The organism is Profundibacterium mesophilum KAUST100406-0324, from assembly GCF_009835145.1.
Lineage (GTDB): Bacteria > Pseudomonadota > Alphaproteobacteria > Rhodobacterales > Rhodobacteraceae > Profundibacterium > Profundibacterium mesophilum.
This window is the reverse complement of sequence record NZ_APKE01000011.1, coordinates 1-23286: the sequence shown is the minus strand read 5'-3', so window position 1 is coordinate 23286 and position 23286 is coordinate 1. Positions and strand designations below refer to the sequence as shown.

General features: G+C 68.6%; 18 protein-coding genes. 8 read left to right on the top strand and 10 right to left on the bottom strand.

What is annotated here, in order from left to right:
• Window positions 1-53: 53 nt before the first annotated feature.
• The 3 genes from PMES_RS04220 to PMES_RS04210 all read right to left on the bottom strand — a co-directional run bounded on the left by PMES_RS04220 (window position 54) and on the right by PMES_RS04210 (window position 4801).
• Window positions 54-1160, bottom strand: a complete 1107-nt coding sequence (locus tag PMES_RS04220) for a pyridoxal phosphate-dependent aminotransferase (protein WP_159964276.1) — start codon at window positions 1158-1160, stop codon at window positions 54-56.
• Window positions 1157-4291 (bottom strand): valine--tRNA ligase, encoded by a 3135-nt coding sequence (locus PMES_RS04215; RefSeq protein ID WP_159964321.1) that lies wholly within the window; start codon window positions 4289-4291, stop codon window positions 1157-1159. Before PMES_RS04215 ends, PMES_RS04220 begins: the two co-directional genes overlap by 4 nt.
• Window positions 4292-4369: 78 nt before the next feature.
• Window positions 4370-4801 (bottom strand): Lrp/AsnC family transcriptional regulator, encoded by a 432-nt coding sequence (locus tag PMES_RS04210; RefSeq protein ID WP_159964275.1) that lies wholly within the window; start codon window positions 4799-4801, stop codon window positions 4370-4372.
• Between the two features lie 214 nt (window positions 4802-5015).
• On the opposite strand from PMES_RS04210, the gene PMES_RS04205 reads away from it, so the two are divergent.
• From PMES_RS04205 to PMES_RS04195, 3 genes are all read left to right on the top strand, one after another.
• On the top strand, window positions 5016-6155 hold the full coding sequence (locus PMES_RS04205) for a type III PLP-dependent enzyme (protein ID WP_159964274.1): 1140 nt from the start codon (window positions 5016-5018) through the stop codon (window positions 6153-6155).
• A 123-nt stretch (window positions 6156-6278) separates the two neighbouring features.
• Window positions 6279-8564, top strand: coding sequence for a xanthine dehydrogenase family protein molybdopterin-binding subunit (locus PMES_RS04200; RefSeq protein WP_159964273.1), 2286 nt, complete (start codon window positions 6279-6281; stop codon window positions 8562-8564).
• A gap of 29 nt (window positions 8565-8593) precedes the next feature.
• Entirely contained in the window at window positions 8594-9637 is a 1044-nt protein-coding gene (locus PMES_RS04195; RefSeq protein ID WP_159964272.1) for a T6SS phospholipase effector Tle1-like catalytic domain-containing protein, read from the top strand.
• A gap of 51 nt (window positions 9638-9688) precedes the next feature.
• On the opposite strand, the gene PMES_RS04190 is transcribed toward PMES_RS04195, so the two are convergent.
• The 3 genes from PMES_RS04190 to metF form a co-directional block, all read right to left on the bottom strand.
• The gene (locus PMES_RS04190) at window positions 9689-10165 is read right to left on the bottom strand and encodes a PaaI family thioesterase (protein WP_159964271.1); all 477 of its coding nucleotides are present in this window, start codon (window positions 10163-10165) and stop codon (window positions 9689-9691) included.
• Window positions 10166-10292: 127 nt separating this feature from the next.
• On the bottom strand, window positions 10293-12308 hold the full coding sequence (locus PMES_RS04185; RefSeq protein ID WP_159964270.1) for a sensor histidine kinase: 2016 nt from the start codon (window positions 12306-12308) through the stop codon (window positions 10293-10295).
• A 238-nt stretch (window positions 12309-12546) separates the two neighbouring features.
• On the bottom strand, window positions 12547-13416 hold the full coding sequence (gene metF / locus PMES_RS04180; RefSeq protein ID WP_236549688.1) for a methylenetetrahydrofolate reductase [NAD(P)H]: 870 nt from the start codon (window positions 13414-13416) through the stop codon (window positions 12547-12549).
• Window positions 13417-13512: 96 nt separating this feature from the next.
• On the opposite strand from metF, the gene PMES_RS04175 reads away from it, so the two are divergent.
• Entirely contained in the window at window positions 13513-14427 is a 915-nt protein-coding gene (locus PMES_RS04175) for a LysR family transcriptional regulator (RefSeq protein ID WP_159964268.1), read from the top strand.
• 78 nt (window positions 14428-14505) lie between these two features.
• Window positions 14506-15294 carry an inositol monophosphatase family protein gene (locus PMES_RS04170; protein WP_159964267.1) on the top strand — a complete coding sequence of 263 codons (789 nt, stop codon included), beginning with the start codon at window positions 14506-14508 and terminating at the stop codon, window positions 15292-15294.
• Window positions 15295-15372: 78 nt separating this feature from the next.
• On the opposite strand, the gene PMES_RS04165 is transcribed toward PMES_RS04170, so the two are convergent.
• Both PMES_RS04165 and putA read right to left on the bottom strand, forming a co-directional pair.
• On the bottom strand, window positions 15373-16098 hold the full coding sequence (locus tag PMES_RS04165; protein ID WP_159964266.1) for a rhomboid family intramembrane serine protease: 726 nt from the start codon (window positions 16096-16098) through the stop codon (window positions 15373-15375).
• 238 nt (window positions 16099-16336) lie between these two features.
• Window positions 16337-19861, bottom strand: coding sequence for a bifunctional proline dehydrogenase/L-glutamate gamma-semialdehyde dehydrogenase PutA (putA, locus tag PMES_RS04160; RefSeq protein WP_159964265.1), 3525 nt, complete (start codon window positions 19859-19861; stop codon window positions 16337-16339).
• A gap of 110 nt (window positions 19862-19971) precedes the next feature.
• Between putA and PMES_RS04155 the strand changes: the two genes are divergently transcribed.
• The 3 genes from PMES_RS04155 to PMES_RS04145 all read left to right on the top strand — a co-directional run bounded on the left by PMES_RS04155 (window position 19972) and on the right by PMES_RS04145 (window position 22109).
• Complete coding sequence (locus PMES_RS04155; protein ID WP_159964264.1) at window positions 19972-20430, top strand: Lrp/AsnC ligand binding domain-containing protein; 459 nt, start codon at window positions 19972-19974, stop codon at window positions 20428-20430.
• Between the two features lie 45 nt (window positions 20431-20475).
• Window positions 20476-21030, top strand: coding sequence for a tetratricopeptide repeat protein (locus PMES_RS04150; RefSeq protein WP_236549687.1), 555 nt, complete (start codon window positions 20476-20478; stop codon window positions 21028-21030).
• Between the two features lie 173 nt (window positions 21031-21203).
• Entirely contained in the window at window positions 21204-22109 is a 906-nt protein-coding gene (locus PMES_RS04145; protein WP_236549686.1) for an HNH endonuclease, read from the top strand.
• Window positions 22110-22229: 120 nt separating this feature from the next.
• Here PMES_RS04145 and PMES_RS04140 read toward each other — a convergent pair whose 3' ends face one another.
• Together PMES_RS04140 and PMES_RS04135 are read right to left on the bottom strand one after the other, a co-directional pair.
• On the bottom strand, window positions 22230-22631 hold the full coding sequence (locus PMES_RS04140) for a hypothetical protein (RefSeq protein WP_159964262.1): 402 nt from the start codon (window positions 22629-22631) through the stop codon (window positions 22230-22232).
• A gap of 99 nt (window positions 22632-22730) precedes the next feature.
• A partial coding sequence (locus tag PMES_RS04135) for a hypothetical protein (protein ID WP_159964261.1) occupies window positions 22731-23286 on the bottom strand: 556 nt, incomplete at its 5' end.

Below are 23286 nucleotides of genomic sequence, written 5' to 3'. Positions count from 1 at the left end.
TCATGCATTGGCGCGCACGCTCGCGCGCTTCCAGTGCAGGAGCGGAAATGACGTTACCGTGATGCCGCCTCGAGCGCGCCGGGAAGCGCCTTTGCAAGCCGCGCCATGTCCTCCTCCGGCCCGCAGCTTATCCTGATGCAGCGATCGAGCGGCGCCGCGCCGGGCATTCGCACGAAAACGTCTCGCGCGGCCAGCTCGGCGAGAACGCGGCGCGCGTGATCGCCGTCCCGCCCGCAATCCACGGCCACGAAATTGGCAGCGGAGGGCAGGGAAGTGAGGCCGCATGCCGCCGTGATCCGCGCGATCTCGGCGCGCGAGCTCTCGATGCGGCCAAGCACCTGGGCAAGCCAGGCGTCGTCGGCGAGCGCGGCACCGGCTGCGCCCTGCGCCATCCGGTTCACGCCGAAATGGTTGCGCACCCGGTCGAAGGCCGAGATCAGCGGACGCGGGCCGATCGCGTATCCGATCCTCAGACCGGCCAGCCCGTATGCCTTGGAGAAGGTCCGCATCCGGATCACCTCGCCCGCGCCGGGATCCATGCGGGGGATCGCGCCTGGCGGTGCGCAATCGGCATAGGCCTCGTCGAGCACCAGGAGACAGCCCGGCGGCACCGCCGCGATCATCTCCTCGATCCGGGCGGCGGGGTGCCAGCTGCCCATCGGGTTGTCCGGGTTCGACAGGTAGATGAGCTTGGCGCCGGTCTCCCTCGCGCATGCAAGAAGCGCGCCGGGATCCTCGTGATCGCCGCGATAGGGCACCTTGTGCAGCAGCCCGCCAAAGCCGGTGACGTGGTAGTTGAAGGTGGGATAGGCGCCAAGGGAGGTGACCACCGCGTCCCCGGGCGCGACGGTCAGCCGGACGAGCGTGCCGAGGAGGCCGTCGATGCCCTCGCCGACGACGATATGCGCGGGGTCGATCCCGTGACGGTCACCGAGCGCATGGCGCAGCGCGTGCGATTCGCCATCGCCATACATCCACATGTCCCCCGCCGCCCCGCGCATCGCGTCGATGGCGGCGGGGGAGGGGCCGAAGCCGTTCTCGTTGGCCCCGAGGCGCGCGGCGAAGGGGGCTCCGCGCTGCCGCTCGAGCGTGTCGATCCCCACGAAGGGCGTATCGGCCGGCAGGGCGGCGGCGAGGGGGGTAAGGCGCGGATCGCTCACCCGATCTCGGCCAGCCTGGCAAGGGCGGTGCGCAGCTTGGCCTCCTCCTCGCGCTTCCCGGCCGCGAGGGCGCGGGTCTCCTCCACCACGTCCTCGGGTGCGCTTTGCATGAATTTGGGATTGTTCAGCCGTCCCTCGAGCCCGCGCAGGTCCTTCTCGATCCGCCCCACGGCCTTCTCGAGGCGCGCCTTCTCGGCGGCGATGTCGATGATCCCCTCGAGCGGCAGCGCGAAGCTTCCGCCCTGCACCGGCAGGGCGACCGAGCCCTTGGGCGCCTCGGCGGCCTCGGTCAGGCTCTCGATCCGGGCCAGGCGCATGATGAGGTCGCTGTTGCGCTCCCAGGCGCGCCGGCCTGCATCGTCCAGTGAAACCTGCACCAGCGGCACCTTGAGTCCGGCCGGCACGTTCATCTCGCCGCGCGCCGAGCGCACCGCCTCGATCAGCGAGATCACCCAGGACATCTCGGCATCGGCATCCGGATCGAGCAGGTCGGCGCTGCGCATCTCGGGCCAGGGCGACAGCGCCAGCATCTGCGGCCGCGGTCCAGTCTGGCTCCACAGCTCCTCGGTGATGAAGGGCATGATCGGATGCAGCATCGCGAGACACTGGTCGAGCACCCAGCGCAGGGTGGCGCGGGTCTCGGCGATCGCCTCCGCGTCATCCGACTGCAGCAGAGGCTTGGAAAGTTCGAGATACCAGTCGCAGACGCGGCCCCAGACGAAGCCGTAGAGCGCGCCGGCCGCATCATTGAAGCGGTAGGCGCCGAGCGCCGCGTCCACGTCCTCGCGGATGCGGGCCGTCTCGCCGATGATCCAGCGGTTCACCGTCGCCTCCGGCGCGGGCGCGTCCTGCCGGGGGGGCAGGGCGAAGACCTCGTTCATCTCGGCGAAGCGGAAGGCGTTCCAGAGCTTGGTGCCGAAATTGCGGTAGCCGGCGATGCGCGGCTCCGACAATTTCAGATCGCGCCCCATCGCGGCCATGGCGGTCAGCGTGAAGCGCACCGCATCGGCCCCGTACTGGTCGATCAGCACCAGCGGGTCGAGCACGTTGCCCAAGCTCTTCGACATCTTCTGTCCCTTCTCGTCGCGCACCAGCGCGTGGACATAGACGGTGTCGAAGGGCTTCTGGTCGACGATGGCGTATTGCATCATCATCATCCGGGCGACCCAGAAGAAGATGATGTCGAAGCCGGTCACGAGGGTCGAGGTGGGGAAATATTTCGCCAGCTCCGCCGTCTCCTCCGGCCAGCCCATCGTGCCGATGGGCCAGAGCCCGGAGCTGAACCAGGTGTCGAGCACGTCGGGATCGCGCCAGATCGGGAAGGCGATGGGGGCATGGACGTCGCGGATCGCCCCCTCGCTGCGCAGCCGCGTGGTCATCCCCTCGGTCAGCTGCATCGCCTCGCCGCGGTCGCGCACCAGCTTCAGGTCGTCATGCCCGTAATAGGCGACCATCTTCGCATGCGCCTCCTCGTAGCTGGGCGCGCAAAATGCCAGCCAGCCGGCATCGGCGTCGAGGTGGCGATGCTCGGGATCGTCCGTGGTCAGCGCGGGACCGTACCAGACCGGGATACGGTGGCCCCACCACAGCTGGCGTGAGATGCACCAGGGCTCGATATTCTCTAGCCAGTTGAAATAGGTCTTGGCGTCGCGCTCGGGCAGGATGCGGGTGCCGTCGGTGCTGCCCTCGGGGCGGGCCATGCCGACACGCACGGCGTCGAGCGCGGGCCCGACGATCTTGTCCGTCTCGACGAACCACTGATCGGTGAGCATCGGCTCGATCACCACCTTCGAGCGGTCGCCGAAGGGCTGCATGATCGGCTTGGATTCGATCAGCGGCACAAGGGTGATCTCGGGTGCCGCGCCGCCTTCCTCGAAGCTGTCGGTGGGTGCGCCGTCCTGCGCGCCGCCCTTGGGCGCGGCCGAGCTGGCCGAGCGGCGCCCGAGACGCGGATCGGTCTCGGGCACCATCACCGCAAGCCCCTCGGCGGTGATGTCCTCGACCACGCGCTTGCGCGCCTCGAAGCGGTCGAGCCCGCGATAGGCGTCCGGCACGAGGTTCATCGCCGCGACGCCCGCCTCGTCGAACGCCGCCTCGCCGCGCGCGATCCGCTGCGCCTGTGCCGCATCCTCGGCATAGGGCGCGCCGTCGCTGCGCATGGCGCCGCGCTCGTCCATCAGCGCATACATCGGCAGGCCGGCCCGCTTGGCCACCTGGTAGTCGTTGAAGTCATGCGCGCCGGTGATCTTCACCGCGCCCGAGCCGAATGTCTTGTCGGGATACTCGTCGGTGATGATCGGGATCAGGCGGCGCTGTTCTTTCGGGCCCACGGGGATCTCGCACAGCTTGCCGACGATCTGCGCATAGCGCTCGTCGGAGGGGTGCACCGCCACGGCCCCGTCGCCGAGCATCGTCTCGGGGCGGGTCGTGGCGATCGAGATGTAGTCGCGGGTCTCGCGCAGGGTGACGGTCCCGTCCTCGTCCTTCTCGACGTATTCATAGGTCTCGCCGCCGGCCAGCGGGTATTTGAAATGCCACATGTGGCCGGGGGTCTCGACATTCTCGACCTCGAGATCGGAGATCGCGGTCTCGAAATGCGGATCCCAGTTCACCAGCCGCTTGCCACGATAGATCAGCCCGTCCTCGAACATCTTCACGAAGACCTGCGCCACGGCCTTCTGGAAACTCTCATCCATGGTGAAGGCGTTGCGAGACCAGTCGCAGGAGGCGCCGAGGCGCTTGAGCTGGTTGATGATCGTGCCGCCCGATTCCTCCTTCCATTCCCAGACCTTCTCGAGGAACTTCTCTCGCCCGAGCTCGCGGCGCGGCGGCTGGCCCTCGGCCGCGAGCTTGCGCTCCACGACCATCTGCGTGGCGATGCCCGCATGGTCCTGTCCGGGCTGCCAGAGGGTGTCGAAGCCGCGCATCCGGTGCCAGCGCACCAGGATGTCCTGCAGCGTGTTGTTGAAGGCATGGCCCATATGCAGGCTGCCGGTCACGTTGGGGGGCGGGATGACGATCGAGAAGGTCTCGGCGCGCCGCGCGCCCGCGCCGGCGACGAAGCATCCGGCCTTCTCCCAGGCCTCGTAGAGCCGCGCTTCCGCGTTGGCCGCATCGAATGTCTTGTCCATCATCGCGCTCCGTCCTGTCTGTGCTTGGCGCTGTGTAGCTTGGCGGGCGGGCCGGGAAAAGCGTTTAGGGCGCGCGCGTCAGGTGGCGCGGTCGAACTTGGTGCTCAGGTGGATCATGCTGTCCGTCTCGGTGATGCCGGGAACCTGCCCGATCCGGTCGAGCACCTCGTCGAGCATTTCGGTCGAATCGGCCGCGATCTGCACGATCATCGCCATCCGGCCCATCGTGGTGTGCAGCGCCTCGACCTCCGGCATCGCCTTGAGCCGGGCCACGATGGCCGCCTGCGCGCGGCTCTCTGCCCCGATCAGCACCGTCGCGCGCACCCGGCGCACCGACATCGCCTGGCCGAGCTTGACGGTATAGCCGGCGATCACCCCGCTGCGTTCCATCCGCTCGATCCGCGCCTGTACGGTCGAGCGCGCGACCTTGAAACGGCGCCCCAGCCGCGATGTCGAGGTCGAGCTGTCGGCCGCGAGGGCCGCGAGAATCTTCTGGTCGAGATCATCCATCAATCTGACACCTATTTTCGTCATTTTGACCACCATACTGGACATAATGCCCCTTTGCATCGGTGAAATAACGCCTCATATGCAGGCCATGAACCGCAGGCGTGCTTCGGACAGGATGTCCCGCGCCGGGGCGGAATGGACCGCGCATGCCGTCCTCCCAACCGGTCCTCCGGGCAAGAGCAAGCAGCGCCTATCTAGGCGAAGGATTGGGCCCATGGGTCTGTCGAACATCATGTCCGCAACTCCCGCGGAATACCTCTACAGCCACGCGCCCGAGCGGCCCGTGCTGTTCTTCTCGCCCGCGATCCTGCAGCAGACCGCAACCCGGTTCATCGACGGCTTTCCCGGCCTCGTCACCTACGCGGTGAAATCCAATCCCGGCGAGGCGGTGATCCAGAACCTCTTCGCCGCCGGTATCAACGGCTATGACGTGGCCTCGATCCCCGAGATCGAACTGATCACCCGCATGGCGCCCGGCGCCGCGATGCATTACAACAACCCCGTCCGCTCGCGCGGCGAGATCGCCCGCGCCGTCGAGCTGGGCGTGCGCTCCTTCTCCGTCGACAGCCATTCGGAACTGGCCAAGCTGAAGGCGCTGGTCCCGGCCAGTGCCGAGATCTCGGTGCGCTTCAAGCTGCCGGTCTCGGGCGCGGCCTATGACTTCGGCGCCAAGTTCGGCGCCACGGTCGAGAAGGCCACCGCGCTGCTGGCCGAGGCCGGCGAGATGGGCTTCACCACCTCGCTCACCTTCCATCCCGGCACGCAATGCACCGATCCCGCGGCATGGGACGCCTATATCCGCACCGCGGCGCAGATTGCCACCGATGCCGGCGTGCGGCTCGCCCGTCTCAATGTCGGCGGCGGCTTCCCCGCGCACCGTCTGAGCGACGTGACGCCCGAGCTCGAGGCGATCTTCGCGCTGATCGACCGAGTCACCGACGAAGCTTTCGGTGAGGCACGTCCCGCCCTCGTCTGCGAGCCGGGCCGCGGCCTCGTGGCCGAGAGCTTCTCGCTCGCGACACAGGTGCGTGCCGTGCGCGACGATGCGCATGTCTTTCTCAATGACGGCATCTACGGCGCGCTGGCGGAACTGGCGCTCGTCGGCATCATCGACCGCACCGAGGTGCGCACCGGCGAGGGCGCGCCGCGCGGCGGGGCGGCCCTGCCGCGGATCGTCTTCGGGCCGACCTGCGACAGCGTCGACCGCCTGCCGGGCGAGCTGGCGCTGCCTGCCGATATCGAGGAGGGCGATTACGTCCTCTTCCACGGAATGGGCGCCTATTCGACGGCGACCGTCACCGCCTTCAACGGCTTCGGCGCGATCGATATCGCCACGGTGATGGCGCTGCACTGACGCTGCGCTCCCGGCCCGGCGGGCGCTTGACCGCGCTTCCGGGCTGGACACCCTTGCCGGCCTCGATAGGGTTCTGACCATCTCCCCGCCGTGGGGGCGGGCCCTATCAGGACGGAGAACCCCATGGAGAGTTTCGGCAAGGCGCAACCGGTGAAACGGGTCGAGGATGTCAGGTTCCTGACCGGCGCCGGGCGTTACGTCGACGATATCGCCCCCGAGGGCGCGCTCCACGCGGTGATGGTCCGCTCGCCCGTCGCCCATGCCGAGATCACCGGGCTCGACCTGTCGCAGGCGCGCGCGGCGCCGGGGGTGCATGCCGTGCTCGCCGCGCCGGACATCGAGGCGATGGGCCTGTCGCTGGGCATGGGCTTTTCCACCGTCAAGAACCAAGACGGCAGCCCGGGCGCGGCGCCCGAGCGCCCCTTCCTTGCGCGCGGGGTGATGCGTTTCGTGGGCGAGCCGGTCGCGATCTGCGTGGCCGAGACGCTTGCGCAGGCACGCGACGCGGCCGAGCTGGTGGAGCTCGACTATGCCGAGCGAGCGGTCCATGTCGATCTCGCGCCGGGCGGGACGGCGCTGCATCCCGAGGCGCCGGAGAACCTTGCCTTCGATTTCGCCAAGGGCGACGCGGCGGCCACGGAGGCCGCCTTCGCGCGGGCCGCCCATGTCGTCAGCCTCGAGATCGAGGATAACAGGATCATCTGCAACCCGATGGAGCCGCGCGGCGCCTATGCCGAGTATGACGGCGACCGGCTGCATGTCTGTTTCGGCGGTCAGGGTGTCTGGGGGCTCAAGAGAGAGCTTTGCACGCTTTTCGGCCTCGATGCGGAGCGCGTCAGGGTGAGCAATCCCGATGTCGGCGGCGGGTTCGGGATGAAGGGAATGAATTACCCCGAATATTTCGCCATCGCCGCCGCCGCGATGATGCTGGAGCGCTCCGTGCGCTGGATGTCCGAGCGCGGCGAGGGGATGCTCACCGACAATGCCGGGCGCGACCTCGTCAGCACCGCCGCCCTCGCCTTCGACGATGACTGTCGCGTCACCGCCTACCGGATCGAGAACATCTGCAACTTGGGGGCCTACAATTCCAATTTCGGCCAGCTGATCCAGTCGGAGCTTTTCAGCCGCGTGCTCACCGGCCCCTATGATATCCAGACGACCTGGCTGCGCACGCGCGGCATCTATACCAACACGGCGCAGGTCGACGCCTATCGCGGGGCCGGGCGCCCGGAGGCGATCTTCGCTCTCGAGCGGGTGATGGACCAGGCGGCACGCGAGCTGCGCGTCGATCCGTGGGAGCTGCGCCGGCGCAACTTCATCGATGCCGGCGCCTTTCCCTATCTCAGCGCGACGGGCGAGACCTATGACAGCGGCGATTTCGCGGGGCTGCTGGACAAGGCCGAGATCCGCGCCGACCGGGCCGGCTTCGCCGCGCGCAAGGCGGCGAGCGCGGCGGCGGGCAAGCTGCGCGGCATCGGCCTCGGCTATTACATCGAATCCATCCTCGGCGCGCCCGACGAGGGCGTCGCGGTGATCTTCCACGAGGATGGCAGCGCCTCGATCCATGTCGGCACGCAATCGAACGGGCAGGGGCACGAGACCGTCTTCGCCCAGTTCCTCAGCGACCAGACCGGCATCCCCGCGGAGCGCATCACCGTCGTGCAGGGAGATTCGGACCTGATCGCGCAGGGCGGCGGCACCGGGGGCTCGCGTTCGGTGACGGTGCAAAGTAACGCCACCCTCGCCACCGCCAAGACGATGATCGAACGCTTCGCGCAGTTCCTCGCCGATGAGCTCGGCATCGAGCGGGGCGCCGTCAGTTTCGACGACGAGCGGTTCCGCGTCGCGGGCAGCAACGAGTCGCCCGGCATGCTCGAGCTGGCGGCGCGCGCGCGGGCGGCGGGGCGCGCGGATCTCCTGCGCTTCGAGGGGCGCGAGACGCTTCCTGGGCGCTCCTATCCGAACGGCGCGCATGTCGCCGAGGTCGAGATCGACCCCGAGACCGGCCAGACGCGGATCGTGCGCTACACGGTGGTCGATGATTTCGGCAATCTCATCAACCCGATGCTCGCGGAGGGGCAGGTGCATGGCGGCGTGGCGCAGGGCCTCGGCCAGGCGCTGTGCGAGCGGGTGGTGCATGACGAGGACGGCCAGCTTCTGACCGCGACCTTCATGGATTACGCGATGCCGCGCGCCGACATGGTCCCGATGATCGGCTTCAGCACCGCGCCCGTGCCCTCGACCGCCAACCCGATGGGCATGAAGGGCTGCGGCGAGGCGGGGACGGTGGGCGCGCTGGGCGCCATCGGCAACGCGGTGCTCGACGCCCTGTGGGAGCGCGGGGTGCGGCGCGCCGACATGCCCTACACCCCCGCGCGCGTCTGGGCGATGCTCGAGGCGGCGCGCTAGGTGGCCGGCGGCGCGGCACGGTGCGGAGCATGAGCTTCGGGACGCGGCTCTGGGATTTCCTCGACCGGTTCCGCCGTGTCGAGCAGACGCCGCAAAAACCGCGCCGCGGGCCGGTCGATCACGTGGTCATCCTCGACGGGACCATGTCCTCCCTCGCGGCGGGGCGCGAGACCAATGCCGGCCTGACCTGGAAGCTGCTGGCCGAGACCCTGCCGCGCGCCGATCTGTCGCTGCGCTACGAGGCGGGCATCCAGTTCGACCGCTGGGGCGACATGCGCGCGGTGATCGAGGGGCGCGGCATCAACCGGCAGATTAGGCGCGCTTATGGCGCGCTGGCCTCGCGCTACCGGCCGGGGGACCGGATCTTCCTCTTTGGCTATTCGCGCGGAGCCTACGCGGTGCGCTCCCTGGCGGGGATCATCGACCGGGTCGGCCTGGTGCGCCATGACCTTGCGACCGAGCGCAACATCCAGACGGCCTACCGCCATTACCGCGCTGCGAATGGCAGCCGGGCGGCGGCCGCGTTCTCGCGCAATTTCTGCGTGCCGGAGGTCGAGATCGAGATGATCGGCGTCTGGGACACGGTCAAGGCGCTCGGGCTGCGCCTGCCTTTCGTTTGGCAATGGTCGCAGGCCCAGCATGCCTTCCACAACCACGATCTCGGCCGGCGGGTGCGCCACGGCTATCACGCGCTTGCCCTCGACGAGACCCGCATCGCCTACAGCCCGGTATTGTGGACCACCGATCATGGCTTCGACGGGCGCTGCGAGCAGGTCTGGTTCAGGGGCATGCATGGCGATGTCGGCGGCCAGCTCGACGGCATGACCGAGGCACGCCCCCTGGCCAACATTCCGCTTGTCTGGATGCTCGAGCGGGCGGATGCGCTTGGCCTGCGATTGCCCGAGGGTTGGCAGGCACGGTTCGCGCAAGACCCCCATGCGCCATCGATCGGCAAGGTGCGGGGCTATGGCAAGCTTTTCGTGGCGCGCCGCCGGCGCATGGTGGGTGCCGATCCCAGCGAATCGATCCATCCCACCGCCGCCCCTGCGGCGCCCGTCAGCAGCCTTCCGTGAAGGGGGGGCGATCAGGAAGGGCGGGGCGAACGCGCGACGCGGGCGGCACCTTCAACCCTTCATGATCAGGCAGGTCGTCGATCCCGTGGCGTAGAGGCGGCCATCATCCGCGCCCCTGATCTCGCCACTGGCCACGCCCGTCGAACGCCCGCCATGCGCCAAAATGCCGATGGCGAGGATTTCGGTGCCCGGCGCCAACGCCCTGGTGATGTTGATCTTGTATTCCAGCGTCGTGTAGAAGCTGCCGCGCGGCACGCAGGTCATGACCGCACAGGCCATGCAGCTGTCGAGCAGCGTGCCGTACCAGCCGCCGTGCAGCCCGCCCATCGGATTGCAATGCCGGAACTCCGGCGATCCCCTGAAGACGACACGCCCCTCCTCGACCGCGTCGAGCGCGTAATTCATCGGCTGTCCGATGGGGGGCTGGGTGATCTCGCCGCGCAGCATTCCCTGCATGAACTCGAGCCCCGTCATCGAAAGGAGCGTGTCCCGCCCCGGCAGGTCCGCGGGTGTCTTAGCAACATGCATCCGGGTCTTCTCCTCTCGGCCCATCGGCGGTCAGATTAGGAACCGCCGGTGGCGGGCGCAAGGGCGGCCGCGCCGGCGGCGGCGCGGCAGGGGGATGCGCGGTGCTCGCGCGGCGAGGGACGCACCATCACAGCACGAGCGACGTGGCGGCGACGGTCAGCTCGATCCGCACGCCATCGGGCGCCCAGTCATAGCGGATATCCCCGCCGAGCTGGCCGGTGGCGCTGAGCCGGGCGAGCCGGCTTCCGAACCCGCGGCGGGTGGGCGCGCCCTCGAGGCCGGGACCGCCGCTCTCGCGCCATTCGAGCGTCAGGCCGGCATCGTTCCTCGTCCAGGTGATGGAAACGGTTCCACGCGGCTCGCTGAGCGCGCCGTATTTCACCGCGTTCGTCGCCAGCTCATGCAGGATCAGCGCGAGGCTGGTGGTGGCGCTGGGGCCGATCGGAAGGGCCGGGCCGGCGGCGCTCAGGGCGCCGGGCCGCGTGCCGATATGCGGCGCCATGACCGTCTCGATGAGCTGCGCCAGGTCCGAGGGCGCATCGGGATCGTCCGTGCGGCTGATCGCGGTGGTGATCAGATCATGCGCCCGCGACAGGGAAAGCACCCTGCCGCGCAGGGCCTGCGCCATCTCGTCGACGCTGCTCGCGCTGCGGGCCGTCATCTGGATCATGCTCGCCGTGATCGAGAAGAGGTTCTTGATGCGGTGATTGAGCTCGCGCAGCAAGAGCTGCCGCGAATCCTCGGCCTGCCTGCGCTCGCTGATATCGAGGATGGTGCAGACGGCTCCCTGCAGCGCGCCCTCCCAGAACACCGGCTGCACCCAGTATTCCACCGGGAAGGACGTCCCGTCGGTGCGGAAGAACAGCTCGTGATCGACATGGGCGACCTCGCCGGTGCCCGCCACGCGGTAGATGGGGCAGTCCTCATGCGCGTAATGGCTGCCATCGGGATGGGAATGGTGAATGACGTCATGCAGCTTGCGGCCCACGACCTCCTCGGGGCCATTGAAGCCGAGCATCCGCAGGAAGGCCGCGTTGCAGCGCGTCGTCCGGCCTTCGGTATCGACGGCGTAGAAGGCGTCCGCCGTCGCGTCCAGCAGGAGCGCCAGGTCCGCCTCGCGCCGGCGCAGGGCCGTCTCGACCCGCAGGTGCTTCTCGATGTCGATGAGCACTCTGGGAAAACGGATGGGCTGGCCCGCCGCGTCTTGCTCGCAATGACCGCAGGCCTCGACCCAGCGGTATTGCCCATCGGCATGACGGGTCCGGTAGCGCGCGCGGTAATCGCCCCCCTCGCGCATCGCCCGCTCGATCAGCCGGTCGACTTGATCGCGGTCCTCGGGATGGATGATGCGTACGGCTTGCGCGAGGGGCAGTCCGGTCCGCGCCGCGGCCGGGTCGAGCCCGAAGGTGCGCGCGAAGCGCTCATCCGCAGTGAACGTGCCATCCTGCAGGTTCCAGACCCATGTGCCGATGACGGTGCCCGCCGAAAGCTCCAACTCGATGCGTTCCTGCGCGATCTCGAGCGCGCGCCCGGTTTCCTCCAGATCGGCCTCGCCCCGCGGGCCGGCATCCTCATCGGCATCGGGGGCGGCATCGGGGGCGGAACGCGGGTGCTTGGCATCGAGCGCCGCGCGCTGCGCATCGCTGCGCAGCTGCGTGACATCGCTCATCATGCACAGAACACCCTCGGGAGGGCTGTCCAAGGCACCGATCGGCGTGAAGGACAGCGCGTAGTGGCACTCCGGCTGCGCACCGTGACCTTCGCCCGCGCCCGTCTCGGCCAGGGAGATATGATCCGCCTCTGCGCACGGGGGGACCTGCGCTTCGAGAATGCCGGCGATCTGCCCGGCGATGCGGCTCCAGAGCGGCCCGAAACCTTCGGCGCCCGGAGCCCCGAACGCCTGCGGATGGCGCGGGCCGAGAATGACGCTGCAGGCGTCGTTGTAGAAAAGGCGCCGATCCTCTCCCCAGCAGATCCAGACGGGGTGCGGTGACGCGAGCGCGATGTCGAGGGCCGCCGACAGTCGTGGGGGCCATCCGCTGGGGAACCCGGCATCACCGTCGCGCTCGAGCCTGTCGCGCAGATCGCAGGTCGGCACCGTTTTCCCGGGCCGCGCAGGGCCGCCACGCGCTTCGAACAGCATGGCCGTCTACTCCTGACAATTTTTAATAACTATGCCCCGCCTAAAGGTGTTTGTCAGGTTTCCGCGCCATTGTTAAGCGCTTTGGCTTCACGGTGCCTCGGCATGATGCCCGTGCGGCACATAGGCTACCACCGCAGGCTCGGGCTCGGGGCTTTTCCGCTGGATATCTAGCCGGGAAGGGCGGGGCACGCCCGAGCATGGGCACCGGCCCGGCGGCTCGCCCGGCGCGGCGCGAGTCTCAGGCCACCTTTTCAAGGGGGGGCTGCGGGGTGATGCCGAGCGCATGGCACACATCGCGCGTCAGATGCGGCTTGTTGAGCGTGTAGAAATGCAGATCCTCGACCCCGCCCTCGACCAGCTCCGAGCACATCTCCGTGGCGAGGGCCGTGGCCAGCAGGTCCTCGCGCCCGTCGCGCCGCGCCGCATCGAACGCCTCGTCGAGCCAGAGCGGGATGCGCGCGCCGCAGGAGGCGGCGAACTTGCGCACGCCCTTCCAGTTCTCGATCGGCAGGACACCGGGAATGATCGGCGCGTCGATCCCGGCACGCGCGCAGGCATCGCGGAAACGGAAGAAGGTGTCGGCCTCGAAGAAGAACTGGGTGATCGCGCTATGCGCGCCGGCATCGATCTTGCGCTTGAGCCAGTCGACATCGGAGCCCGGACCGCGCGCCTCGGGATGCGGATCGGGATAGGCACCGACCCTGATCTTGAAATCACCCGTCTGCGCGAGGGCCGAAACCAGCTCGCAGCTATCGGCGAAGCCGCCGGGCTGCGGGGTGAAGCTGCCATGACCCTTGGGGGGATCGCCGCGCAGGGCCACGATCTCGCGCACGCCCGCCTTGGCATAGGAGCGCGCGATCTCGAGCGTTTCCTCAGCGCTGGCCTCCACGCAGGTCAGATGCGCCGCGACATTGAGCCCGGTCGTCTTGCCGATCGTGGTCACCGCCTCGTGGGTGAGCCCGCGCGTGGTGCCGCCCGCGCCGTAGGTCACGGAGACGAAACCGGGATCGAGCGGGGCAAGGGTCTGCACCGTGTCCCACAGCCGGAACGAGGCTTCCAGCGATTTGGGCGGGAAGAATTCGAACGAGATGGCTGGCGTGCGCGGCATGGTCTGACTTTCCGGGTTGGGGTTCGTCGATCTTGTCCCATATCGGCAGATGTGAGACAAACTCATAATCCTCAACAAGATCATGAGTTCCGCCTAATGCATATCGAGTTCCGGCATCTCAAGACGATCAAGGCCATCCACGAGGCCGGCGGGCTCGCGCGCGCGGCGGACCAGCTCCATATCACCCAAAGCGCGCTCAGTCACCAGGTCAAGGGGCTCGAGGCGCAGGTCGGTGTCGAGCTTTTCGCCCGGCGCTCCAAGCCTTTGCGTCTCTCGGCCGCCGGGCTCAAGCTGCTGCGTGCCGCCGAGCGCATCCTGCCCGAAATCGCGGCGCTCGAGCAGGAATTCGCGGGGCTGCAGGCGGGCACTTCGGGGCGGCTGCATATCGCGATCGAATGCCATGCCTGTTTCGAGTGGCTCTTGCCGGTGCTCGAGCGGTTCAGGCAGGCCTGGCCCGAGGTCGATGTCGATATCCGTCCGGGCCTTGCCTTCGGCGCCCTGCCGGCGCTGCAGCGCGAGGAGGTCGATCTCGTCGTCTCCTCCGATCCCGAAGAGCTTCCGGGCATCGATTTCACGCCGCTTTTCGACTACGAGCCGGTCTTCGTCGCCGCCGCCGCCCATCCCCTGGCCGCCAAACCCCATGTCGATGCTGAGGATTTCAGGGGCGAGACCCTCATCACCTACCCGGTCGAGCGGGCCAGACTCGACGTCTTCAGCCAGCTCCTGACGCCCGCCCGGGTGGAGCCGGCGGGGATCCGGCAGGTCGAGCTGACGGCGGTGATCCTGCTGCTCGTGGCCTCGCAGCGGGGGGTCGCGGTGCTGCCCGACTGGGTGGTGCGCGATCTGCACGCCCATCCCGATTACGCGGTGCGCCCCGTGACGGCGGAGGGGCTGACGCGCCGGCTCTATGCCGCGACGCGGGCCGAGGAGACGGTGCAGCCCTACATGGCGCATCTGCTGCGCCTTGCGCGCAGCGAGCCGGTGAAGCTGCAAAGGCGGGCGGCAGGCTGATCGCGAAGTTCCGCGCCACCCTTGGCAAAGGGGCCGCGCCGGTCTATAGGCACGGGCTGAATTCAGGAAGGGTGCGCGATGCAGGGCAGTGCTAATCTCAACGTGATGATCAAGGCGGCGCGCGCCGCCGGGCGCTCGCTCGTCAAGGACTTCCGGGAGGTCGAGAACCTCCAGGTCAGCTCGAAGGGCGCTGGCGATTTCGTCAGTCGCGCCGATACCGCCGCCGAGAAGGTGGTGCGCGACATCCTGATGGAGGCCCGGCCCAATTACGGCTGGATGGGCGAGGAGAGCGCCGCGGTCGAGGGCAAGGACCCCACCCGGCGCTGGATCGTCGATCCGCTCGATGGCACCACGAACTTCCTGCATGGCCTGCCGCATTGGGCGGTGTCGATCGCGCTCGAGCACAAGGGCGCCATCGTCGCAGGCGTCGTGTTCGATCCGGCCAAGGACGAGATGTTCATCGCCGAGAAGGGCGCGGGCGCGTTCATGAACGCCCAGCGGATGCGCGTTTCGGGACGCGGCAAGCTGATCGAGAGCATCTTCGCCACCGGATTGCCCTTCGGCGGACGGCCCGAGCTTCCCGCCACGCTGCGCGACCTGGGGCGGCTGCTGCCAGCCACTGCCGGGGTGCGCCGCTGGGGCGCGGCCGCGCTCGATCTCGCCTATGTCGGTGCCGGCCGCTACGAGGGGTTCTGGGAGCGCGGGCTGAAGCCCTGGGATCTCGCGGCCGGGATGCTGATCGCCAAGGAGGCCGGCGCCTTCGTCGAGCCGATCGACCCCGCGGGCGACATCCTTGCAGATGGCGAGATCATCGTCGCCAACGAGCCGGTCTTCGACGGCTTTGCCAAGCTGATCCGCGGCGGCTGATCGGCGCCCGGTTCCCGGCAGACGCCCCGGCCCGGTGAGGCCGCGCGCTGCCCGGGCATGCGCCGGGTCCGCACGATCCTACCTGCGGCGCCGCACCAGGGGGACCGCCGCGACGCTGTCGGCGGGCGGATGCGGCGGCACGCCGCCGCTGCGCCGCCAGTAGAGCGGACCGCCACGCCGCGCCCAGAGCGGCAGAAGCAGGGCGAGCCCCGCGAGAAACCCGCCGACATGCGCCCAGTAGGCAATGCCGCCGCCGCTCTGTGCCGTGCCGGCGCCCGAGACGATCTGCAGGATCAGCCACAGGCTCAGCACCGCCCAGGCCGGCACCGGGATCACCTTGAAAAAGACGATGAGGATCAGGAGCACGTCGATCCGGGCGCGCGGGAAGAGCAGAAGATAGCCCCCCATCACCCCGGCGATCGCGCCCGAGGCCCCGACCATGGGAACGGTGGAGGTTGGATCGAAGAGCGTCTGCGCGAGACCCGCGGCCACACCCGCCGCGAGGTAGAAGGCCAGGAAAAGCGCATGGCCCAGCTCGTCCTCGATATTGTCGCCGAAGATGAAGAGGAACAGCATGTTCCCGGCGATATGCCAGAAACCGCCATGCAGGAATTGCGAGCTGAGGAAGGTGACGGGATCGGCGATCGCCGGGATCAGCGCCCAATCGTAGTAAAAGAGCGTAAGCGCCCGTGGATTGCCCTCGAGCGGGAGCAACAGCAGGAAAATCGCGACATTCACCAGGATCAGCCCGTAGGTCACCCAAGGGGTGGTGGCGGACGGGGTGTGATCGCGGATCGGAAGCATGGCGCAGGCTTGCCCCTCTTCGCCGGGGCGGTCAAGCCGCGCCGCACCGCGCGTGCCCGCGTGCGCCCTGAAGTCGGTGGGAGGACGAGGCGGGCGGCAGGTCCGGCCTTTTGCCCCGCCCGGTCCGGCCAGCACGCAGCGGAGCGTCATGGCGGCAGGGCCGGAGCGGGGACCGGAGAGGCTTCTGCCCGGCAGGCGGCGGCCGGCACCACCGCGATGCCGGCCCCCGTCGCGCGGCCTAGACGTGGGGGATGTCGTCGGCCGCCTCGGCGAGGAGCGCCGCATTGCCCCCCGACGCGGTCGTGTCCACGCAGACATGCCGTTCGAGCATCGCATCCGCCCGGATCGGCATCCCGACCACCAGCCCGGTGATCGGCCCGTCGCGTTCGGCCAGGGCCTTCTCGAAGCCGCGGGCCGTCTCGTCCTCTCCCCACCACATCAGGGCACCGAAGGGGGGCAGGGCGCCGATCTGGGAAGGATCGAGCATGCCATCCACCGGCTGGGCCGTCCCGCCAAGGGCGCGCACCGCCTCGGCCTGCTGCCGGACCGCCTCCTCGCCGGGGCCCGCGCAGATCACCGGGGGGCGGGGGCAATGGCGCAGCCGGTTCGACTCGCCCGTGGGTCCGGGCAGGTCGGATGGCGCCGTGCATGACGGGGCGGGCGCGGATGCGAGCGCCCGGGCCGGCGCGGCTGCGGACACGGGGGCGAGAATGCGCCCGCCCCCCTCATCGGCGCGCGGCGGCTGCACGCCGTCCGGGGCGGGCGGGCGCGTGAACCGCGCCATGTAGTCCGGGCCCCCGGCCTTGGGGCCGGTTCCCGACAGGCCCTCGCCGCCGAAGGGCTGACTTCCGACGATCGCGCCGATCTGGTTGCGGTTGACATAGAGGTTGCCGGCCGTGACCCGGTCGACGACATGCTGCACCCGCGCGTCGATCCGCGTATGCAGCCCGAAGGTCAGGCCGTAGCCGGTCGCGTTGACCGCATCGATCACCGCGTCGATCTTGCCGGAGGCGAAGCGCGCGACATGCAGGACCGGTCCGAATACCTCGCGTTCGAGCGCCTCGATGCCGGGGATCGACACGATGGTGGGCGCGAGGAAATATCCCTCGGCCGGGGCGTGGCCGCGATGCAGGACGCGTCCCTGCGCGGCGGCGCCCTCGACATAGTCGGCGATCGCCTCATGGGCCGCCGCGTCGATCAGGGGACCGCTGTCGCTCGACAGGCGCCAGGGATGGGCCGGCCGCAGGCTGTCCACGGCGCCGCGCAGCATGGTGAGGAATTCCTCGGCGATATCCTCCTGAACATACAGGCAGCGCAGGGCAGAGCAGCGCTGGCCGGCCGACTGGAAGGCGGAGATGACGACATCGCGCACGGCTTGCTCTAGGAGCGCGGTGCTGTCGACGATCATCGCGTTCAGCCCGCCCGTCTCGGCGATCAGGGGCGTGCCCGGCGCCATGGCCTCGGCCATCGATCGCTGGATATGCCTGGCGGTCCGGGTGGAGCCGGTGAAGGCGACACCGGCGATACGCCGTTTCTCGCGGGTCAGGATCGCCCCGATCTCGCCGCCGCCCGGCAGGAATTGCAGCGCCGTGCCCGGCACCCCCGCGCGCAACATGAGCCCGGCCGCGAGATGGCCGATCAGCGGCGTCTGCCCGGCAGGTTTCGCGATCACCCCGTTGCCCGCCGCCAGCGCGCCGGCGATCTGCCCGGTGAAGATGGCAAGCGGGAAGTTCCATGGCGAGATGCAGGTGAAGACCCCGCGCGCGGGTGCGTCCAGCGCGTCGATGCGGCTGGCATAGTAGCGCAGGAAATCCACCGCCTCGCGCAATTCGCCCACGGCATCGGGCAGGGTCTTGCCCGCTTCGCGCGCAAGCAGCGCGAAGATCTCGCCGTGATGCTCCTCGAAGAGATCGGCCGCCCGTTCGAGGATCATCGCGCGCTCCTTCGGCGCCGCGTCCCATGGCGCGGCCCCGGCAAGCGCGGTCTCGGCATCCGCCGGGCTCGCCTCGCGCACATCGCCCACCACGAGATCGGGCGCGGCCGGGTCATGCACGGGGCGGGCCTCCTGCGGCGCCGCGCTGCCTGCCAGAAGCGGCGCGGCGTGATAGACGTGCTGCGCGAACGGCGCACGCGCCGCCTCGATCTGCGCCAGGTGGCGCGGCTCGCTCAAATCCCAGCCGCGCGAGTTGACCCGCTCGGGCGCGAAAAGCGCGGCGCCCGGCGCGACCGGCCCGGTCTTGCCCAGCGCATCGAACGGATCGGCCGCGACCTCCTCGGGGGGCACCGCCTCGTCGACGATCTGGTTGACGAAGCTCGAGTTGGCGCCGTTCTCGAGCAGGCGTCGCACGAGATAGGCCAGCAGATCGCGATGCGCGCCGACCGGCGCGTAGATGCGGCAGCGCGTGCCTTCTTCCGCGCGCAGGATACCGTGCAGCTTCTCGCCCATTCCGTGCAGGCGCTGGAATTCGTAGCTTTGGGCATCAACCTCCATCTGGCCGGCCATGTGCAGGATCGCCGCGACGGTATGGGCATTGTGGGTGGCGAATTGCGGATAGAGCCGATTTGTGCGGCCCAGAAGCTTGCGCGCGTTCGCGATGTAGCTGACATCGGTGGCGGGCTTGCGGCTGAAGACCGGGAAACGGGGCAGGCCGTTCACCTGTGCCAGCTTGATCTCGCTGTCCCAATAGGCGCCCTTGACCAGCCGCACCATCAGCTTGCGCCCGTGCCGGCCGGCGGCATCGTGCAGCCAGTCGATGACCGCACCCGCGCGCGGCCCGTAGGCCTGCACCACCACGCCGAACCCGTCCCATCCGGCAAGCGCGGGATCGGCGAGCACCTGGCCGATCACCTCGAGCGACAGCTCCAGCCGGGCGGCCTCCTCGGCATCGATATTGAGCCCGATCCCGTGATGCGCGGCCCGCGCGGCAAGGGTGGCGAGGCGCGGGACCAGCTCCTTCAGGACCCGCTCGCGCTGCGCCCATTCGTAGCGCGGATGCAGCGCCGAGAGCTTGACGGAGATGCCGGGATTGCGGCGGATGTCGCCATGCGTCGCGGCGGCGGCCATGGTCTCGATCGCATCGGCATAGGCGCGGTGATAGCGCGCCGCATCGGCCTCGGTGCAGGCCGCCTCGCCGAGCATGTCATAGCTGTAGGTATATCCCTTCTCTTCCATCTTCGCGGCGCGGCGCATCGCCTCCGGCATGGTCTGGCCGAGGACGAACTGGCGCCCCATCTCGCGCATCGCCCGGCCCACCGCGCGGCGGATCACCGGCTCCCCGAGCCGCTTGAGCGCACCGCGCAGATGTCCGGCAAGCCCGGGCGGGCGGTCATCGAGCACGCGGCCCGTCAGCATCAGCGCCCAGGTCGAGGCGTTGACCAGCGAGGAGGAGGAATGGCCGAGGTGGCGGCCCCAGTCCGAGGGGGCGATCTTGTCCTCGATCAGCGCGTCGATGGTCTGCGCATCGGGCACGCGCAGCAGCGCCTCGGCAAGGCACATGAGCGCAATGCCCTCGTCGGTCGAAAGCCCGTATTCGGCGAGAAAGACCTCCATCAGCCCCGGCGAGCCGCCCTCGCGGATACCGCGCACCAGCTCCGCGCCGCGCCGCGTGATGGCGGCGCGGTCCCCGGCCGACAGTCCGGCCTCCTGCACCAGCGTGCTCAGGACGGCATCGGGGTCGGGATAGGCGCCGAAGGGCAGGACGGGCGCGGCGGGCGCGTCGCTGCCAGAGGGGGGACGATGGTCGGAATAATCATCACGAGGCATGGCACGCTCCTGTTATTTGGTCTATGATACGCTGCGTTCTGCGGGACGTCGTCCCGCAGGTTGCCCGCAGGCAGTCGGAACGCTTTATTTCGATGAAGGAGGCAGGGCGAATGACGCGCGCCGCCATAGATCGTTTCGATCTCGCGATTCTCGACATCCTGACCGGCGAGGGACGGATCAGCGTCACCGAGCTGGCGCAGCGCATCGGCCTGTCGAAATCGCCGACGCAGGCGCGTCTCAAACGGCTCGAGGCGGATGGGGTGATCACCGGCTACAGGGCCCTGATCGACCCGGTGCGGCTGGCGCGCGAGCATGTCGCCTTCGTGGAGGTCAAGCTCAACGATACCCGCGAGAGCGCCCTTGCGGCCTTCAACCGCGCCGTCGGCGATATCGGCGAAGTCGAGCAATGCCACATGATCGCGGGCGACTTCGACTACCTGCTGAAAGTGCGCACGGCCGATATGAGCAGCTACCGCGCGATCCTGGGCGAGCGGATCTCGACCCTGCCGCATGTCTCGCACACCTCCACCTATGTCGCGATGCAGGCGGTCAAGGATGTGGCTCTCTGAGCACGGGACTTGACAGGCGCCCCCCGCACGCGGCCAAATCGGACCATGCCGCGCCTGCCTGCCATCCTCGTGCTCTGCGTTCTGCCCGCCCTGCCGCTCGCCGCGCAGGACTGCCCCGCGCCGCAGGACAGGATGGACGAGCTCGCGGTCCTGTTCACCGCGATCCAGAGCGCACCCGATGCCAATGCCGCGCAGGTGCTGAGCAACCGGATGTGGCAGATCTGGGCCACCGCGCCCGACGCGAGGGCGCAGCGCCTTCTCGATGACGGGATGAGCAGGCGCAGCTCCTTCGATTTCGAGGGGGCGGTGGCGGCCTTCGACGCGCTGATCGCCTATTGCCCCGATTATGCCGAAGGCTACAACCAGCGCGCTTTCGTCGCCTTCATCCGCGAGGATTACCCGGCCGCGCTGCGCGATCTGGACCGGGCGCTCCGGCGCGCCCCGGCCCATGTCGCGGCCCTTTCGGGGCGGGCCCTGACACTGATGGCGCTGGGCCGCGACAGCGCGGCCCTCGAAAGCCTGCGCGCGGCGCTGACGCTCAACCCCTGGCTGCCGGAGCGGCACCTGCTGGCCGAGCTCGAAGCGCGCGATTCGCTCTAGAAAGGGGCGTTGCCCGACCGTTAATTGCAGCGCCTAAGCGCATCCAGGCTATGACAGCGTGGTAGTGGTGCCCGCAGGGTACCTGCGCAAGGCCAAGCGTGCCCGTCTTCGTAGGAAGTCCTTGCATTTCCGCCTGTTACAGCTTTCGTGGGCACATGGTGAAGCTTGTTCTCATGCACAAGGCCGACTCAATCTACGAGGACGAGCCTGACGTCGTCTACGACTTCCCACGCTCCTACCTGAATGCGGTCAGGGAGGCCGTAGGCGACTGGATCGTCTACTACGAGCCAGTGAAGGCCGGCCCGCGCGGCTATTTTGCAGTTGCAAAAATCGACCGGGTGATCCCGAAGCCGAGAGTCGAGGGACGGTTTCTTGCGATGATTGCGCCGGGCAGCTTCCTTCCCTTCGATCGGGAGGTGCCACGAATACTGAAGGGGCGGCCCATGGAAGCCGCGCTGACAGAACCCGACGGCACGCCGAAAAAGGGCGGTGCTGTGCAGCTCGCTGTGCGGCGGTTGCCGGAGGCAGACTTCGCCCGCATCGTGGATCTCGGCCTGCCGCAGGAGTTGGAGCAGATTGAGGCGGCACGCTATGACCCGCAGCCGGCCGAGCTTGCCGAAGGGGCCGAACCCTTCAGACGGCCGGTGCTCGAGCGGCTCACGCGGAGACCTTATCGCGATGTCGCCTTCCGCCGGAAGGTGCGCGACGCCTACGGCTACCGCTGTGCGATGTCCGGGCTGATGCTGCGCAACGGCGGCGGGCGGCCTGAGGTGCAGGCGGCGCACATCCGGCCCGTCGAGAACCAGGGCAGCGATTCGGTGCGCAACGGGCTGTCGCTCTCCGGAACGCTGCACTGGATGTTCGATCGCGGCCTGATTTCCGTCGCCGATGACTGCGAGACGATCCTCGTTTCCCACAACAAGGTGCCCGGTGAGGTCGTTGGGCGGCTGCTCGTGCCGGATGGCAAGCTCGTCAGGCCCGCGGACCCAAGGAACGCGCCGCACCCGGAGAACCTGCGCTGGCACCGGGAGAATGTCTTCGGTCGGGCATTGTCTGAAGAGCCCGTTTCTTGGGTGTAGCGGGTCCGGATTGCTACCGGGACTGCCATGTGGGTGCTGATCCAACCGCATACGGTCCCGGCAAAAGCAAAAGGGCGCAGCATTTGCTGTGCCCTTGCGAGAACCGGGATGGCGGTTGGATCAGGCGTCGGGCCGGTAGGCGCGGGCCAAGTCGGGCGGGCACAGAGCGTGCGAGGCGATCTTCTTCGCGTTCGCCGAGGTGGCGTAGTCGAGCATCCCCTTGAAGACCACCGCGATGAAGCGCGGGTCCGCCTCGTCGGGGTTGGCGAAGATGTCTTCCAGAGTATCCTTCATCGCCTTCATCGCCTTCATCGCCTTCAGCTGGCCTTCTGTGCGCTTCTGTTGGCGACCGGCGACCCGGGCGCCGGTGATCGCGATGCTCCGGACGAGCTTCTGCTCGTGGTCATCGAGCGCGTTGAAGCCGATGGGCGGCGCCTTCTTCTTCCGGCGCGGTTTCTCGGGCTGCGCATGGTCTGCGGCGCGGGGTGGTTGGTTCTTCTCAGGGTTGGTTTCTTGGGTCATCTTGAGTTTCCTGAAAGCTTCAGTTTGGTGGGCCATCCGGTCCCAAAAGGAATCTGGGTCGGATTGAAATCGATCGGAAAGAATTGAAGGACGAAAAACTCACTCGCGCGGAGATTCGTCGTGCTCGACCGGCTGCTCGCCCCTCAGATGCGAGGTGAGCGCCATGATACTGCGGGTCAGGGACGTGCGGGCCGAGGCGACCTGCTTTCGCAGTTTCATCGGCAGGAGGTTCGTAACCCGCACGATTGCGTCGTCTGCCTGCCGGACCTCGTCGAAAGCATCCTTCAGTTCGGCGCGCGCCGCGAACTTCTCGTCCGTCCTCAGGCGTGCCAGGGCCCTTCCGAAGGGACGCATGGGAAGCGCGGGCTTGTCCGGCGCCGGTTCCTGCGCACCGTCCTGCGCGTCATCGCAGTCCACGCAGTCCAGATCGCCGCCCGCGACGGCCTGAGCGACCGAAAGAACCTCGTCGGCCTCACGCTCCTTGTTGCCCGCGATCTGCTCGCGTTTGGCGACGGCCGCCGCGCTCTCGACCAGATGGATCTCGCGGTCTTGAACATTGACCTCCCGCTCGACTGTATAGGGCGGTTGCAAATTAGGCCACGGTAGCGCCGGTATTTTGCCGGGGCGGGCGGCGCAAAAGTCGTCCACTTTTGCT

What these genes read in the sequence shown, in the direction of transcription:
- putA (WP_159964265.1), bottom strand. Translation starts at nt 19,861, where the DNA reads ATGCCTCGTGATGATTATTCCGACCATCGTCCCCCCTCTGGCAGCGAC.
- PMES_RS04190 (WP_159964271.1), bottom strand. Translation starts at nt 10,165, where the DNA reads ATGCATGTTGCTAAGACACCCGCGGACCTGCCGGGGCGGGACACGCTC.
- PMES_RS04205 (WP_159964274.1), top strand. Translation starts at nt 5,016, where the DNA reads ATGGGTCTGTCGAACATCATGTCCGCAACTCCCGCGGAATACCTCTAC.
- PMES_RS04165 (WP_159964266.1), bottom strand. Translation starts at nt 16,098, where the DNA reads ATGCTTCCGATCCGCGATCACACCCCGTCCGCCACCACCCCTTGGGTG.
- PMES_RS04175 (WP_159964268.1), top strand. Translation starts at nt 13,513, where the DNA reads ATGCATATCGAGTTCCGGCATCTCAAGACGATCAAGGCCATCCACGAG.
- PMES_RS04170 (WP_159964267.1), top strand. Translation starts at nt 14,506, where the DNA reads ATGCAGGGCAGTGCTAATCTCAACGTGATGATCAAGGCGGCGCGCGCC.
- PMES_RS04215 (WP_159964321.1), bottom strand. Translation starts at nt 4,291, where the DNA reads ATGGACAAGACATTCGATGCGGCCAACGCGGAAGCGCGGCTCTACGAG.
- metF (WP_236549688.1), bottom strand. Translation starts at nt 13,416, where the DNA reads ATGCCGCGCACGCCAGCCATCTCGTTCGAATTCTTCCCGCCCAAATCG.
- PMES_RS04210 (WP_159964275.1), bottom strand. Translation starts at nt 4,801, where the DNA reads ATGGATGATCTCGACCAGAAGATTCTCGCGGCCCTCGCGGCCGACAGC.
- PMES_RS04155 (WP_159964264.1), top strand. Translation starts at nt 19,972, where the DNA reads ATGACGCGCGCCGCCATAGATCGTTTCGATCTCGCGATTCTCGACATC.
- PMES_RS04145 (WP_236549686.1), top strand. Translation starts at nt 21,204, where the DNA reads ATGCACAAGGCCGACTCAATCTACGAGGACGAGCCTGACGTCGTCTAC.
- PMES_RS04150 (WP_236549687.1), top strand. Translation starts at nt 20,476, where the DNA reads ATGCCGCGCCTGCCTGCCATCCTCGTGCTCTGCGTTCTGCCCGCCCTG.
- PMES_RS04185 (WP_159964270.1), bottom strand. Translation starts at nt 12,308, where the DNA reads ATGCTGTTCGAAGCGCGTGGCGGCCCTGCGCGGCCCGGGAAAACGGTG.
- PMES_RS04200 (WP_159964273.1), top strand. Translation starts at nt 6,279, where the DNA reads ATGGAGAGTTTCGGCAAGGCGCAACCGGTGAAACGGGTCGAGGATGTC.
- PMES_RS04140 (WP_159964262.1), bottom strand. Translation starts at nt 22,631, where the DNA reads ATGACCCAAGAAACCAACCCTGAGAAGAACCAACCACCCCGCGCCGCA.
- PMES_RS04195 (WP_159964272.1), top strand. Translation starts at nt 8,594, where the DNA reads ATGAGCTTCGGGACGCGGCTCTGGGATTTCCTCGACCGGTTCCGCCGT.